We start from the raw sequence: 14,504 nt of genomic DNA, 5'->3' as shown, positions 1-14,504 counted from the left end.
GTAGCACTCTTGCGCATATCAAAAAACGTGAAAAGCACTTACTCGTTGCTGAGTAAGTACAACAGGTTACATCGTTATTCTGGGTTCACATTGTGGGTAACATTGCTATCACTGGGGGAGACGCGCCAGATAATATTCCCTACATCATCTGCCACCAGTAAATTGCCGCTTTGATCTAGTTCAACTCCTACAGGGCGTCCTTGTGCTTCGTCTTTATCGTTTAAAAACCCAGTTAAGATATCCATGGGGTCGCCTGCTGGCTTTTGGTTGCTAAAAGGGACGAAAATAACTTTGTAACCCGCTTTAGGTTCACGGTTCCATGAACCGTGTTGACCGATAAACATACCTTCGTTTATGCCAGATAACGCATGAGCGCCTTTGGTGTACATTAAACCTAACGACGCCGTATGAGCACCAAGAGCATAGTCTGGTTTAATGGCTTTTTTTACTAACTCTGGTTCGCGCTGCTCTACGCGAGTATCAATATTTTGACCGTAGTAACTATATGGCCAACCATAAAAGCCATTGTCTTGCACTGATGTCATGTAATCAGGCACTAAGTCATTGCCTAGTTGGTCGCGCTCATTAACCGCTGTCCACAAGGTGTTGTTTACCCATGTCATTCCTACTGGGTTTCGCAACCCCGAGGCAAACACGCGATGATCACCTGTTGCTATGTCGATTTCCCAAATCGCAGCACGGCCGACTTCAGCATCAAATCCGTTTTCAGCAATGTTGCTATTTGAGCCGATAGACGCGTACAGTTTGCTACCATCTTGGTTGGCAATGAGGTTCTTGGTCCAGTGATGATTGATTTTCCCCCCGGGCAATTTAACTAACTCAGTGCCCTTAGCGGAAATTTCTGTTTGACCTTGCTGGTAAGGAAAGCTGACTATTGCGTCCGTATTTGCAACATATAGGGTGCTCCCCACGAGCGTCATGCCAAAAGGAGAATGAAGACCCGATAAGAATGTTGTTTTAGTCTCGGCCACACCGTCTTTGTCTGCGTCTCTTAATAGTGTAATGCGATCAGCGCTGGGCGTTTCTGCGCCTGCTTGTGATTTAACCTTTTCAGTCACCCACTGTTTTATGCCCCCGTCACTACCTTCATTCTTCGGTGCGTTACTTTCAGCCACTAATACGTCGCCATTAGGCAAGGTATAAAGCCATCTTGGGTGCTGCAAATTGGTAGCAAAGCGGTTCACTTGCATAGAATTTAGTGGCGTGGTGGGTTTTCCTCCCTCTGACCATCCCACCGCGTCGGCAATATTCACATTCGGGATAAGCTCCTCATCTGGTTCAACAAGTAAAGGATCGGCGCCAAAAGTTTTTGCCGGGTCTACTTCAGAATGTTCTGAGCAAGCGCTTATACCTATTGAAGAAAGGGCTATAAAAGCACAGTGTATTGGACGAATTTTTGTCATGGGAGCTCCTTGTGTAAAACGTAAAAAAAGCGCAAAGACCCGCTTTTTAGCTGGCGTCCACTTTTTAACGATTTTGATTGTCACGGTTGATGACTTTGTTTAAGCAAGTTATTTGCCGTTTCGAAGAGGGAAGCTGTGCTGTAAGAATACATTGATGTGAGGGGCGCATTGTGAAATTGAGATAAACGTTTCAGTGTTGCTGTTTGCAACCAAGAATATTTTACTTACAGTGAGAAATATTTACCGATTGGTTGAAGAGTTAAACTAGCGTTTCAATTTAGTGCGTGGATAACGCTTCTTGAAAAATATGGTATTTTTTGACTAATATTTCGTACGCTTGAGATGCTTGAAAATCGTTTAATGCGCGATTGAATTGCTCTTTTAGTTCAGAATTTAAAAAACCTACATGGTAATGAGAAGGAGGGAATATATTGTGAATGCTAACCAACTGCCTACTTTCAATCGGTTCGAGCGCAGAGTGAAGGTGGTTGAAAATATTTACGTCCATTACCAGCACCGAAATGCTGCCATTTAGTAGCATGCCCACTTGCCTACGTTGATCAGGCAATTCCACGTATAAAGGCACTTGTTTTATCGCGTCTGCATATGCTTTGCCCAGAATTTTCGTGGCCGTTTGAAAGGACGCAACCGAGTGTTTGGCCAAATCGTTTGGGCGCTTAATTTTAAAATTTGAGGATTGTAAACTGATTGCCACATTCTGATATTGAATATAACTATCGGTTAAATGAATGGTCTGTGTAGCGGTATTTTCACTTAAGGTTAAAGCAGCATCGACTTTAGCACTTTTAAGCATACTCAGTGTTCGCCCATAGGGCACGTACACAGGCGTGATTGAATATCCCATACGTTTAAAAACCTGTCGAGCTAACTCAACTTCATAACCTGTGTCGTTTAAAGCGATTACATAGGGGGGCTTGCTCCAACCAACTGCTATGGAAAGGTTTTGAGTTGAGTCATTGGCCAGTGCTTTTACCAAAAACACACTGGATACCAATATTGCCCATGACACTAACTGTATCAATGGGCGGGCTATGTTCATATTTGTCTCTCGGTTAGGTTATTAATGCAAACACGCGCTATTATTGGCGTACGCTTAAAAACGTTTTCATCAATCTATTATATCTGCATTACGTCAATTTAGATTAATTTAATTGGGATAATAAAACACGCGTTTCAGACTTGGCTTTGCATGTTAGGGCTGTTTGCTAGTAATCGCATGCTGTGCAAACGGGCGTTTTGATCATGTATCGGAAATGAAAAAATAACTTCATCTGCTTGAGTGTTTTCAATGAATGTAGTGAGTTGTTTATGCGCTGTCTCGGCTGAGCCAACAATGGCGTATTGTAAGGTGTGAGCAATCATCGACAACTCTGCAGGGCTGCAAACAGTATGAATATCATCTACTGGCCGTGCGAATGGTTTATTGGCTCCTCTACGCAAATTGGCAAATTGTTGTTGTAGTGAGGTATACAAGTATTGTGCTTCTTCATCAGTATCTGCAATCACGGCCATCACCCCAGCCATGGTATAAGGCTGTTCTAGTTGTGCGGAAGGTTGAAACTGACTGCGATAAATATTCAACGCGTCGAACAAAGCGTCAGGCGCAAAATGTGAGGCAAACGAATAAGGCAAACCGAATTGTGCTGCAAGTTGTGCACTGTATAAGCTTGAACCAAGTAGCCACAATGGAACGTGACTATCACTGCCGGGGATAGCGAGAATTTTCTGTTCAGGCGTTGGGGTACCCAAATAGCTTTGTAAGGCGCGAATATCGTTAGGGTAATCTTCTACGCTGGCTTGCATGTTACGCCTTAACGCTTTTGCTGTTGCCATATCAGTTCCTGGCGCGCGGCCTAACCCTAGATCAACTCTGTTTGGAAAAAGCGCGGCGAGGGTGCCGAATTGTTCGGCAATAATAAGTGGCGAGTGATTAGGTAACATCACACCACCTGAGCCTATGCGTATCTTATTTGTTGCTGCACCAATGTGCCCTAAAACCACTGACGTCGCTGAACTACCGACGCCGCGCATTCCGTGATGTTCGGCAAGCCAAATACGCTGGTATCCGAGCTGTTCAGCCTGAACCGCCATCTGTCGACTGTTTTCTAATGTTTGAGAAATAGATTGCCCTTGTGCTATCGGGGCTAAATCTAAAATGGAAAATGGCGTTGTGGGTGTCATTTTGTATTGTCCTTGAATGCGACGCATGAAAAACAGGTGGGGGTGCATTGAAATGAAAACAAGCACCCGTCATAAATTGTCACTATTTACTGGGGGTTATACCACTAGCTCATACGTTTCACGCAATCAGCGCAGTTTAGCGCTAGCGTATCCAGACTAGGAAGTTATTAAGGATAGGGCCTTAAATATTCAGTCAAATCCTCTCCTGTTTGAATAATGTTCTGCTGACGCCCTTTGAATACAACACCGGCGAGCTGACCTTGAAGCGTCAGCGTATCGTTTTTTCGCACTAGGGCGGTGCCCTCTTTAATCCCTATTACCGGTACACTAGGGTTTAGTACACAAAATTCTTCAATCCGCTGGGCACGGGTTTCACCATTATGCCCAGGCGGCTGATAATCACTGTAATGTGGGTTTAATTGAAACGGCACGAATGCCAAAGCATCAAACGATGGTGGATAAATAATCGGCATGTCATTGGTAGTGCAAATCGACGTGCCACAAATATTAGAACCTGCGCTCCAGCCAACATAGGGCAATCCTTGTTCCACACGTTCTTGTATAGGATGAATAAGGTCATTTGAATACAGCTGATGCAGTAAATGAAAGGTGTTGCCACCACCGACCATAACGGCGTCTGCTTGTTCGATTGCTAATTTGGGATCGTCAAATGATTCAATCCCTACAATATTGAACTCGGGGAGGGCGCTTTGCACCTTTTCGGTATAACTAGGCCAATCAATGGTCACCCCAGCATACGGGATAAACACAATGCGTTGGCACCCAGTTAAATGAGACGCAATCATATCTTTAGCATGGGCTAAATAAGCTTCGTCCCCTGCGCGCGAGCTGCTTAACATCAATAAATTCAATGGAGTTCCTTAAGATGCTGATTAAAAGCCAATGATATCAATTCAATATTCAAATTTCAGACAATAAAAAACCGGCATATTGAGCAACTAGTGTATTTACTCAATGCGCCGGTTTGGTCAAGCTTCTGCGCTCTACTTAGTCGCTGACTAGAAGCGTTTTTTCACCGTGATCCCATAAGTAGCGGGCTCTGCCATATAGGCATTTAATTTACCTTCTTGTAACGGCGTGTTGAAGTTAGTACGGTTGATGTACTCTTCGTCTAACACATTTCGACCCCACAAAATTACATCCATGTCGTAGTCAGTGAAGTTCATAAACAAGCGTAAATTCATAATGTTATAAGAGTCTTGCACAGCGTATGGGTCGTTACTGCCATCTAAGATAATGTCGCCCGTGTAGCTGTATTCACCTTGAATGTAGGCGTAGATGCTATCGCCAATATCGAAGTCCTTTTTGACACTCAACACTGCATAGTTCTCAGGTTCGCCACCTGGACGATCACCAGAGCGGTCACAGAATCCATCTGTAGGATTTACTCGACCTGGATCGTCTATCCCTGTATGCCAAGTGTATGCTGTCCAGCAGTTTCCCGCTTCAAAGGTTTTATACTCTGCTTTAACTAGAGCATAACCAAAGTGCACTTCTACTGTGTCCATGGGTAACCAAGTGGCTTCTAATTCCATACCTGATATTTCATAGTCACCGGCGTTTTGTAAATTAAAGCCATTTCCGGTAAAGGTGTTTGCTTGGAAGTCATCCACTGTTGTGTAGTGGGCAGCGGCATTCACCCGTAAGTCATGTTCGCGGAAGTCCTTTTTAATACCTAACTCGAAAGACTGAGAAGTCTCAGCGTCGAATATTGGATTAAAGGTGGCGGCGATGCGATCCGTGTTAGTACCACCTGATTTGTAGCCATTGCCGTATGATGCATAAAGCAAGGTGTCTGTATCTGGTTGATAGCTAAGTTTTAGCGTACCACTGATTTGGTCATCGCTTAAACTCTCTTGAATATTGCTCCGTGGACGCGTGGTATCACCTAATAAGGGGAATGCCCAGCCTGTCTCTGAGAACCCTTGAAACGCACCTAATGCCGCTTGTCCTTCTGCTGTAGTCAAATCAATTGCCCCAGCAGCAATACCGCCTGCCACAGTTAATGCTGACACTAAATCAACGGGTGTATTGCCCGCTAAACCATTGATGCCAGGCCCGACTTCAGTAAATACCGTCAATAAGTCTTTTTCTTCTTTGGTAAAACGCAAACCGGCGGTAAGGGTGAATTGGTCATTTAACTTATAATCAAACTGGCCGAACACCGCATAACTTTTGTGTTCTTGTTCAGCCACATGGTCAAAACCTGTACCCGCAGGTGCCGCAGCTGCGCGGGGTGCGATAAGGCCGGCGCTAGCTAAACCATCTATTCCTGCCAGTAATCCATCAAACGATCCTGCAGCACCTGTTAAGCCATCCACTGTTTGACCAAGCACACCAAGGGCGAATCCTTCAAAGATGCTGTCTGTGTATAGGCTGTAGTCCAAATCTAAGTCTTGAGTGAAATAATAAGCACCCAAAATGAAGTTTAAATCGTCGCTGGTGTAATCTAAACGAAATTCTTGGGAAAACGAGCTTTGCTCTGAATCATTGCTGGTGCCAAATAAGTCTGCATCAGTGAAGTCACTATCGATGTTGTCGTAGGAATCAAATGAACGAAAAGCAGAAATAGACACAAAGGTATAGTTCTCGTCTAATTCCCAATCTAACTCGGCTGAAATACCGCGATCTTTCATTGTGGCAACAGGCAAGAATGACACAGCGACTTCTCTGTCATAAAACGCATTACCGCCTTCAAACACAGTGCCACCTAATGTCGGTAGAATGGCATCTGTACCAAACTTTCCAGGGATTTCGTTGGCCTGAAAGTTACTTAATTGTACGGGAGCGCCGCAGCAAATTTCGTCAATTTCTGCGTAATCAGCGATAACTCGAACGGAAATATCTTCACTTGGGGTATAAAGTGCCTGTATGCGACCACCAAATCTATCGCGATCATTTAGTACGTCTTCACCGAAGTTAACATCGCTAATTGTGCCGTCGCGGTTACTTGAAAATCCAGTAACCCGAAACGCTAACACGTCATCAATAGCAGAGATTGACATCGCACCTGATAGGTTAACTAAACCATAATTACCTACAGTTGCTTCAACAAACCCATCTCCGCCACCATGACTCGGAGCAACCGTAGACAATAAAATTGCTCCTGAAGGGGTGTTCTTTCCAAATAGTGTGCCTTGAGGGCCGCGCAAAACTTCAACTGCGGCTATATCCACCAAGTTATTGATCATGGAGTTTTGACGAGCACGATAAACACCGTCTACATATAAACCCACTGACGATTCTAAACCGAAGTTTTGTGACGAAGTACCTACACCACGGATGGAGAAACTAGAATTCGTGGCACTTTGGCTTTGAAAGGCTCCTAAGCCAGGCACATTGGTTTGCAGATCGTATACATCTTTGATGACTGCTTCAGCCATAGCTTCACCCGTAAAGGCGGTGACGGCCACTGGTACTTCTTGTAGATTTTGTGCACGCTTTTGCGCTGTGACGGTTATCGTTTCGAGTCCTTTATCATCGGGGGTGGCTTCTTGGGCTGCAGTTAAACCACTGTTTAGCGCAAGTGCTAAACCGATAACAGAGGCGATGGGAGTACGTTTTAAGCGATTCGGTAAAATTGGCATTTTATACTTCTCTCAATGTGTTAGCTCTTGATCCTCACGCCTTGTTATTTGAGTTTTGTGCGTTGAGGAATGACGATATCCCACACATTGCCAGTGCAGCAACTAGTCGGATGAGCATAAGAGTGCAAGTTTTTTGAACTAAAGTAAATAATACGTTAGTTAAATGTTAATGCTGGTTTTTTAATCCAAAATATCAACCAGTTGCCTTGAGCGCCTTATCAGTGCTGCTTTCGTGGCTAGGCATAAAGTAGATCAATACAAAACCATTAAAAGAATCAATTAAACTAATAATAGCTTTGTCACTACTATCATTTCAGTTTCAAATTGAGGTGGTGCAATGTCAGAGTTTTATATTGTTCGACACGGTCAAGCGTCGTTCGGCGCGGAAAATTACGACAAACTCAGCGAGTTAGGTCATCAGCAGTCTGTTTGGTTAGGCGAGTATTTCGCCCAACGAAACATGACGTTTGGTCAACTGTGGTTAGGTCAAATGGTGCGCCACCAAGAAACAGCTGCGGGGATCTGTGAGGGGTTAAACACAGATATTTCAAGCGTGACGCACACAGGCTTAAATGAGTTCGACTTTCAGAATATTGCGGCAGCCTATTTAGCTCAGCACCCAAACGACGTGGTGCAAAAGGGGGCGCCACCAGCCGAGTTTTACCGCTTGCTTAAAAAAGCCATGGGGGCATGGTCAAGTGAACAGCTTGAACCGAGCATGTTGAATGAAACCTGGACCGAGTTTCGCCAACGTGTGCTTGACGTGTTAAATGCCATGCGCCAGCAGAATCACAAAAAACCTATTCTTCTCGTCAGTTCTGGCGGCGCTATTTCTATGCTAATGAGTCTCGTGCTTGAGCTTGAAGCAAAGCATGTTATTGAGCTCAATATGCAAGTACGTAATGCCAGTTACAGTCAGTTTTTCTTTAACCGCGATACGGTGCGGTTAAGTAGTTTCAATAATGTACCTCATCTCGATATCCCCGAGCGTGTGGGTGCCGTCACGTTTAGTTAAATGGAATAAAATACTATGAACTTCGATTATTCAGAAAAAACCAAAGATCTTATCGCCCGTTTAGAAGCGTTTATGGACGAGCACATTTACCCAAATGAGAAACAATATCTCGCCGATGTTGAAGCCGCGTCAACCAACCCAGAAACACGCTGGAAAAACCTGCCGCTAATTGAAGAGCTAAAAGAAAAAGCCAAAGCTGCAGGTTTATGGAATCTTTTCCTTCCTGAAGAGTATTTGCCATATGGCGCCGGCTTAAACAACCTTGAATACGCCCCTTTGTGTGAAATCATGGGCCGAGTCATGTTCAGCTCAGAAGTATTTAACTGTAGTGCGCCAGATACCGGCAACATGGAAGTGCTTGCTCGTTATGGGTCACAAGCCGACAAGAAAAAATGGCTAGAGCCCTTGCTAGAAGGAAAAATTCGTTCAGGTTTTGCCATGACAGAGCCTGCAGTTGCTTCATCAGATGCGACGAATATCGAAACGTCTATCACCCGAGACGGTGATGAATACGTGATTAACGGCCGTAAATGGTACACCAGTGGCGCCATGAATGAAGATTGTAAAATTTTGGTAGTCATGGGTAAAACAGACCCTACGGCAGCCCGCCACGAACAACAATCACAAATCCTTGTTCCTATTGATACCAAAGGCGTTACGGTTGTGCGCCCATTAAGTGGCATGGGTTTTTATGATGAGCCAATAGGCCATGCTGAAGTGTTATTTGAAGATGTGCGCGTTCCTGCCTCAAGTTTGTTGGTAGGAGAGGGCAAGGGCTTTGAAATTGCTCAGGGGCGTTTAGGGCCAGGGCGAATTCATCATTGTATGCGCCTGATTGGCTGTGCACAGCGCGCCCTAGATTTGGCGTGTGAACGGGTAGAATCTCGCGTTGCATTTGGTCAACCATTAAGTAAGCAACAATCGGTGCGTGAAAGCATTGCGAAAATGCACTGCGAGATTGAGCAAGCTCGTTTGTTAACATTAAAAGCAGCTGACAAGATGGACAGATACGGCAACAAGGTGGCCCGAGACATTATTGCAGCAATTAAAATTGTTGCACCTACTATGGCGTGCAACGTTATTGACCAAGCGATTCAAATGCATGGTGCAGCGGGTACAAGTCAAGACTTTAGCTTGGCCGCAAGCTACGCCTACGCACGTACCATCCGTTTGGCTGACGGCCCAGATCAAGTGCATATGATGCAACTAGGGCGTAATCTAATTAAAGATCACAATGCATAAATGGAGTGAGCAATGAGTAAGCAAAGCGGTGTAGAGCAATTAGACGAAGCACGTCTAGCCACTTATTTAGCTGAGCATATTCCCGGTTTTAGTGGTCCTGTGACTGCTACAAAGTTTGCTGGTGGGCAGTCTAATCCTACCTTCAAACTACAAACCGCGAACACAACTTATGTGTTGCGTCGTCAGCCGCCGGGTAAATTGCTGAAGTCAGCCCATGCGGTAGACCGCGAGTATCGTGTTATTAAAGCGCTTGAAAACACAGATGTACCCGTGGCTAAGGTTTATCACCTTTGTGAAGATACCGATGTTATCGGTAGCATGTTTTATGTCATGGAGTTTATGGACGGCAACGTGTATTGGGACAGCTCTTTACCTGACGTGAACGATACGCAAACGCGGCGTACTATGTATCAAAACATGGTTAAGGTGATGGCCACCATGCACTGCGTGAACGTAGACGAGGTCGGCTTAGGGGATTACGGCAGACCCGGCAACTATTTTGAGCGTCAAATTAGTCGCTGGACCAAGCAGTACCGCTTGTCAGAGATTCAGGTTATCCCTGAAATGGATACCCTCATCGCTTGGTTAGAGGCCAATATTCCTGCGGATGATGGCAAAGTGTCCTTGGTGCACGGTGATTATCGAATGGACAATTTAATGTTCGCTAAAGATTCTACCGACATCATTGCGGTGCTCGATTGGGAACTATCGACCTTGGGACATCCATATGCTGACTTAGCATACCAATGCATGCAGCTGCGCCTGCCGGACAACGTGGGTAAAGCGACTGGGTTAGGCGACGTAGACCGAGCAGAGCTTGGTATTCCAAGTGAAGAAGAGTACGTAGCCCAATATTGCGAACTGGTCGGCATTGAGCAAATCGAAAATTGGAGCTTTTACCTCGCGTTTAGTTTTTTCAGGCTCGGCGCCATCGCTCAAGGCGTTGCCAAACGTGCTGTTGATGGTAATGCATCGAACAAAGAAGCATTACAAGTCGGTAAATTGGTACAACCCTTAGCGCAATACGCGTTAAAGCTCATTCAATAAACAACTTATAAATTCGCCGCCCTCTAAGCGGCGTTTTGACAACTAATGGAGTCAAACATGAAAGCTATCGTATGTAACGCTTTTGGTCCTGTAGAAGAGTTAGAATACAAAGACGTACCTGACCCACAAGCAGGCAAGGGCCAAGTTGTGGTTGAGATTAAAGCCTGCGGCGTCAACTTTCCGGATGGGCTGATCGTACAGGGCCTCTATCAGATGAAGCCTGAAGTACCCTTTATTCCCGGCAACGAAGTCGCTGGTGTGATCAGCGAAATTGGTGAAGGGGTTCCCCACCTTAAGGTAGGGCAACGGGTTATTGCTTTGTGTATGCTTGGTGGCTATGCCGAAAAAGTATCTTGCGCGGCAACCCACGTGATGCCGCTGCCTGATGAAATCTCTTTTGATGAAGCAGCTGGCTTAGTGACTGCACATGCCACCGCGCATCATGGCCTTAAACAGCGTGCGAATATACAGCCTGGCGAAACACTACTCGTGACAGGCGCTGCGGGTGGCACTGGGCTTGCTGCAGTGCAAATTGGTAAGCAAATGGGCGCAAAAGTGATAGCCGTTTGCTCTACTCAAGAAAAACTGGATATGGCAAAAGACAATGGGGCTGATATTTTAATTAATTACAGCGAAGTAGATTTAAAAACCGCCATAAAAGAAGCAACCAATGGTAAAGGCGTTGACGTGGTTTACGAGTGCGTTGGCGGTGACACCTTTCATGCTTGCTCACGCAGTATGGCGTGGAATGGCCGCTTACTGGTGGTCGGTTTTGCTGGTGGCACCATTCCAGAGTTTCCCGTTAACTTGTCATTAGTCAAAGGTTATTCCGTAGTCGGTGTATTTTGGGGCTCGTTCACTCAACATCAACCCCAAGACTTTGCCCAAAATATGAAAGAGCTATTGACCTGGTACGTGCAAGGAAAAGTAAAAGTAGTGGTGGACCAAGCATTGCCTTTAGCCCAAGCCAAAGATGCGCTAAATAAAGTGATGGGGCGAGAAGTCAAAGGTAAAATGTCACTTAATCCTTAGTGTTTTCTTTATTTGTTAGCAAAAAAAAGGGCCTCATTTGAGGCCCTTTGTTGTTTGGTGCGTGTTCAACAGCCAAATTTAGCTTTGTTTTATTCCTTGCGTCAGTTCAAAAACGGTAGATAAACGGTGGCTGCCAACACGCGAAAGTCTCTATGTACTTAAATGCGGTCGTTCAATACGGCAACGATGGGAGAAGAGGTTAAACCATTTTCTGAGGCCCAAGCGACAACGGTTTTTCCGTCTTTCTCAGGTGCGCTCAAATCACTTTTTGGCATCTTTTTCACCATTAATGTACCTGTTTCAACTGCATCGTTGAGCATTGCGGTACGAATAAGGCTATTGCCACCACAGGTGATCCCTGTGTAATAGTCTTGCAATTTAAGACGGTAATCAGACTGAACGCGTTTCATTTTTTTACGCAGTTCACTCTTGTCATCTGCTTTTACGATGGTGCAAATATTTTGTAATGCTTCAGCTACGTCCGCTTGAGCAGGAGCAGCAAAAACAATAGAAGTAGCGGCGATGGCGATAGAAGTTTTAACTATTTTCAACATGGTCAATTCCTCGGTTTTTATTATTGGTTTAATCTCGTTTCGTTGAGGTAATTAAACGTCATTTAAGCTGATTAAAAAATCTACATGTCGATACTAAGGTATAAGGCTCTATACGTATGATTAGCTTTAAGCTTTTGTATGCAATACTTTGTTGCAGTTCGAGACTGGCTCTCACAAAGACATAGTGCTTTACTCTTAAAAATGTTCCAGCTTTGTCTATGGGCGATAGCTCAAAGGGATAGGGGCTAAGGATTAAGGAAAAAGGTAAAGGAGATAAACATGAATACACTTTATAGGGTGTTACTATCATTGGCCGTTATTTTTGCGGCATTAGTCTGTTATTCAGCGGGCAGCATGACGGGAGTCGTGGGCTTTTTCGTACTCGGCATACTACTTGAGGCCGCATTCTGGTTAGGCATAGGTAAGGTCTTTCGCTCAAGGTCGAACGCGAGTAAAGGCTAAATAGCGCATATTTGACCTTTACCTTCGCCGTTGTTTACCTTTGCGCTGTTTATTGCTGCTCTGAGTATTCCTCAACAGCGACCAGCATGTCAGTTATTAAACGCCTTTCGTCTTCAGTAAGTTCTGGGCGCCATATATCAAAAAGCAACACCACACGTTCTTCATTGCTGTTATTCCAAGCTTCATGTTCAACACTGTCATCAAAAATAAGGGCTTTTCCTTCTTGCCACGTACGGGTTTGGTTTCCCACTCGCAGAGCACCGCAGTTTTCTGGGACAATGACAGGTAAATGACATATCAAACGTGTATTTAACAAGCCATGGTGGGGTGGTATTTTAATGCCAGCTTTTAGTTTTGAAAAAAGCGCTATCGGGGTCTGCCCACTGATAAAAGGTAAGGGCACTTCATCCAACGCGCGCTTGGTGATGGGGCATTGTTGAGCAATGGCATCGTCTAGCGTTCCGTAGTGCCAAAAATAAGCGGCAGACCAATTTAAGTTATCAACAATATCCAAATGTTGAACGAAATTCGGTTCATTATTGCCACGCTCAAGATAAGGTGAAAATTGCTCACTTCCGGTTAACATGGTTTGTAGCTCGGATTTTATCTGTGGTGTTTTTGCTTCTAGCGCATTTAACCAAGGAAACTCACTGCGCTCATAAAACGCCCGTTGGGGTAAACCCGGAAAATAAAAACGCGTGGGTTGTTGCAAAAATATCTCTTTTTTACCAAAGCTTATATCCAGTGCTTCGTCAAAACGCTGGCTGACTTTACCGCGTTGATAGCCTTTCTTTTGTAGCGCATTGAGCAAGTAGCTGCTGTATTCACTATCATACTTTTCACGCAGTGCTAACCCTCTTTTTAAACCTCGTTTAATTTCATCCGGCAAGTTCTGCTGATTTGCCGTAAGTTGTAATGCCCCTTCGTAAAATGCCAGAGCCATGCGCTCTTGGTCGTTGTATACCAATTGGTCAGCTTTAAAAATGAGTGCTTTAACATTTTTAGGCTCTCGCTGAATGACGTTGTCAATGGCTGCAATAGACGCAGGGTAGTCTTGTAATTGCGAACAAGCGTAGGCTAAGCCAAACCAAGCTTGGGTTAATTGAGGAGCTTGGTGACACAGAGTGTCGAATGCGTTTCTAGCCTGTTGCATTTTGCCGTTTTGCAGTAGGCCAATCGCAGATTGCAATTGTGGTTGGATAAAAGATGTATCGCTCATGACGCTTTCCTTATTATTATCATGCTAAGCTACTTTTTTAGCTGATAAAAAACAAGTTTCTGCTCATGTGTTTGAGCCCTTATTCACGGTAATAAACCCTAAGCAGGGCCTTTGCTGGTTGCCATAAAGGAGCACATTGTGAATGAACAACAAATAATTACTTTTTGGTTTGAAGAAATAACGCCGGCGCAATGGTGGCAAAAAAGTGACGAATTTGATGCGATGTTAAAAGAGCGCTTTTCGGCGCTTCACCAACAGGCGATCAACTGTGAGCTAAGGCAATGGCGAAACACATCGCTTGGACGGTTGGCAGAAATAATTGTCATCGACCAGTTCTCGCGTAATATCTACCGAGATACGCCCCAAGCGTTTATTCACGATCCGCTCGCTTTGGCGCTCGCACAAGAGGCGGTTAGCAGTAAAGCAGATGACGACTTGAGTGAGCCGCAACGCAATTTTTTGTATATGCCGTTTATGCACAGCGAATCTTTGGCGATCCACCAGCAGGCTCAATCTTTATTTGAAAACAAAGCAAGTAAACATACGTATGAATTTGAGTTAAAGCACCTCGCTATTATTCAGCGCTTTGGACGCTATCCTCATCGAAATGACATATTACAGCGTCATTCAACTGAAGAGGAAAGGGCGTTTTTAACGCAGCCCAACTCGGGGTTTTAAGTAATACCATTCCACGTTAAT

13 protein-coding genes are annotated in these 14,504 nt (G+C 44.7%); 6 read left to right on the top strand and 7 right to left on the bottom strand.

The genetic code is table 11. From position 1 onward, the window contains the following. Nucleotides 1-74: 74 nt before the first annotated feature. The 5 genes from GCHA_RS19705 to GCHA_RS19685 form a co-directional block, all read right to left on the bottom strand. Entirely contained in the window at nucleotides 75-1,424 is a 1,350-nt protein-coding gene (locus tag GCHA_RS19705) for a PQQ-dependent sugar dehydrogenase (RefSeq protein WP_007991493.1), read from the bottom strand. Between the two features lie 277 nt (nucleotides 1,425-1,701). Beyond that, nucleotides 1,702-2,484: a substrate-binding periplasmic protein gene (locus tag GCHA_RS19700; protein WP_007991492.1), complete on the bottom strand. Its 783-nt coding sequence runs from the start codon at nucleotides 2,482-2,484 to the stop codon at nucleotides 1,702-1,704. Nucleotides 2,485-2,618: 134 nt separating this feature from the next. Beyond that, nucleotides 2,619-3,626 carry an LLM class flavin-dependent oxidoreductase gene (locus GCHA_RS19695; protein WP_007991491.1) on the bottom strand — a complete coding sequence of 336 codons (1,008 nt, stop codon included), beginning with the start codon at nucleotides 3,624-3,626 and terminating at the stop codon, nucleotides 2,619-2,621. A gap of 167 nt (nucleotides 3,627-3,793) precedes the next feature. Then, the gene (gene pepE / locus GCHA_RS19690; RefSeq protein WP_007991489.1) at nucleotides 3,794-4,498 is read right to left on the bottom strand and encodes a dipeptidase PepE; all 705 of its coding nucleotides are present in this window, start codon (nucleotides 4,496-4,498) and stop codon (nucleotides 3,794-3,796) included. 147 nt (nucleotides 4,499-4,645) lie between these two features. Continuing rightward, nucleotides 4,646-7,234 carry a TonB-dependent receptor gene (locus GCHA_RS19685; RefSeq protein ID WP_007991488.1) on the bottom strand — a complete coding sequence of 863 codons (2,589 nt, stop codon included), beginning with the start codon at nucleotides 7,232-7,234 and terminating at the stop codon, nucleotides 4,646-4,648. Nucleotides 7,235-7,571: 337 nt separating this feature from the next. Here GCHA_RS19685 and GCHA_RS19680 point away from each other — a divergent pair, with 337 nt between their 5' ends. Genes GCHA_RS19680 through GCHA_RS19665 form a run of 4 tightly spaced genes read left to right on the top strand, consistent with a single transcriptional unit; the run spans nucleotide 7,572 to nucleotide 11,570 of the window. After that, a complete protein-coding gene (locus tag GCHA_RS19680) occupies nucleotides 7,572-8,249 on the top strand; it encodes a histidine phosphatase family protein (RefSeq protein WP_007991487.1) in 678 nt (225 codons plus the stop codon). A 15-nt stretch (nucleotides 8,250-8,264) separates the two neighbouring features. Beyond that, entirely contained in the window at nucleotides 8,265-9,491 is a 1,227-nt protein-coding gene (locus GCHA_RS19675) for an acyl-CoA dehydrogenase family protein (protein ID WP_007991486.1), read from the top strand. 12 nt (nucleotides 9,492-9,503) lie between these two features. After that, nucleotides 9,504-10,538, top strand: a complete 1,035-nt coding sequence (locus tag GCHA_RS19670; protein ID WP_007991485.1) for a phosphotransferase — start codon at nucleotides 9,504-9,506, stop codon at nucleotides 10,536-10,538. Between the two features lie 57 nt (nucleotides 10,539-10,595). Continuing rightward, nucleotides 10,596-11,570 (top strand): NADPH:quinone oxidoreductase family protein, encoded by a 975-nt coding sequence (locus GCHA_RS19665; protein ID WP_007991483.1) that lies wholly within the window; start codon nucleotides 10,596-10,598, stop codon nucleotides 11,568-11,570. A 158-nt stretch (nucleotides 11,571-11,728) separates the two neighbouring features. Here GCHA_RS19665 and GCHA_RS19660 read toward each other — a convergent pair whose 3' ends face one another. After that, the gene (locus GCHA_RS19660) at nucleotides 11,729-12,124 is read right to left on the bottom strand and encodes a DUF3718 domain-containing protein (RefSeq protein ID WP_007991482.1); all 396 of its coding nucleotides are present in this window, start codon (nucleotides 12,122-12,124) and stop codon (nucleotides 11,729-11,731) included. Nucleotides 12,125-12,403: 279 nt separating this feature from the next. On the opposite strand from GCHA_RS19660, the gene GCHA_RS19655 reads away from it, so the two are divergent. Beyond that, nucleotides 12,404-12,586 carry a hypothetical protein gene (locus GCHA_RS19655; protein ID WP_007991480.1) on the top strand — a complete coding sequence of 61 codons (183 nt, stop codon included), beginning with the start codon at nucleotides 12,404-12,406 and terminating at the stop codon, nucleotides 12,584-12,586. Between the two features lie 49 nt (nucleotides 12,587-12,635). On the opposite strand, the gene GCHA_RS19650 is transcribed toward GCHA_RS19655, so the two are convergent. Beyond that, the gene (locus tag GCHA_RS19650) at nucleotides 12,636-13,805 is read right to left on the bottom strand and encodes an aspartyl/asparaginyl beta-hydroxylase domain-containing protein (RefSeq protein WP_007991478.1); all 1,170 of its coding nucleotides are present in this window, start codon (nucleotides 13,803-13,805) and stop codon (nucleotides 12,636-12,638) included. Between the two features lie 138 nt (nucleotides 13,806-13,943). On the opposite strand from GCHA_RS19650, the gene GCHA_RS19645 reads away from it, so the two are divergent. Then, nucleotides 13,944-14,483, top strand: a complete 540-nt coding sequence (locus GCHA_RS19645) for a DUF924 family protein (protein WP_007991476.1) — start codon at nucleotides 13,944-13,946, stop codon at nucleotides 14,481-14,483. Nucleotides 14,484-14,504: the final 21 nt, after the last annotated feature.

This window comes from Paraglaciecola chathamensis S18K6 (genome assembly GCA_000314955.1).
In the GTDB taxonomy this organism is placed as follows: Bacteria; Pseudomonadota; Gammaproteobacteria; order Enterobacterales; family Alteromonadaceae; genus Paraglaciecola; species Paraglaciecola chathamensis.
This window is presented reverse-complemented; position numbering and strand designations above follow the sequence as displayed.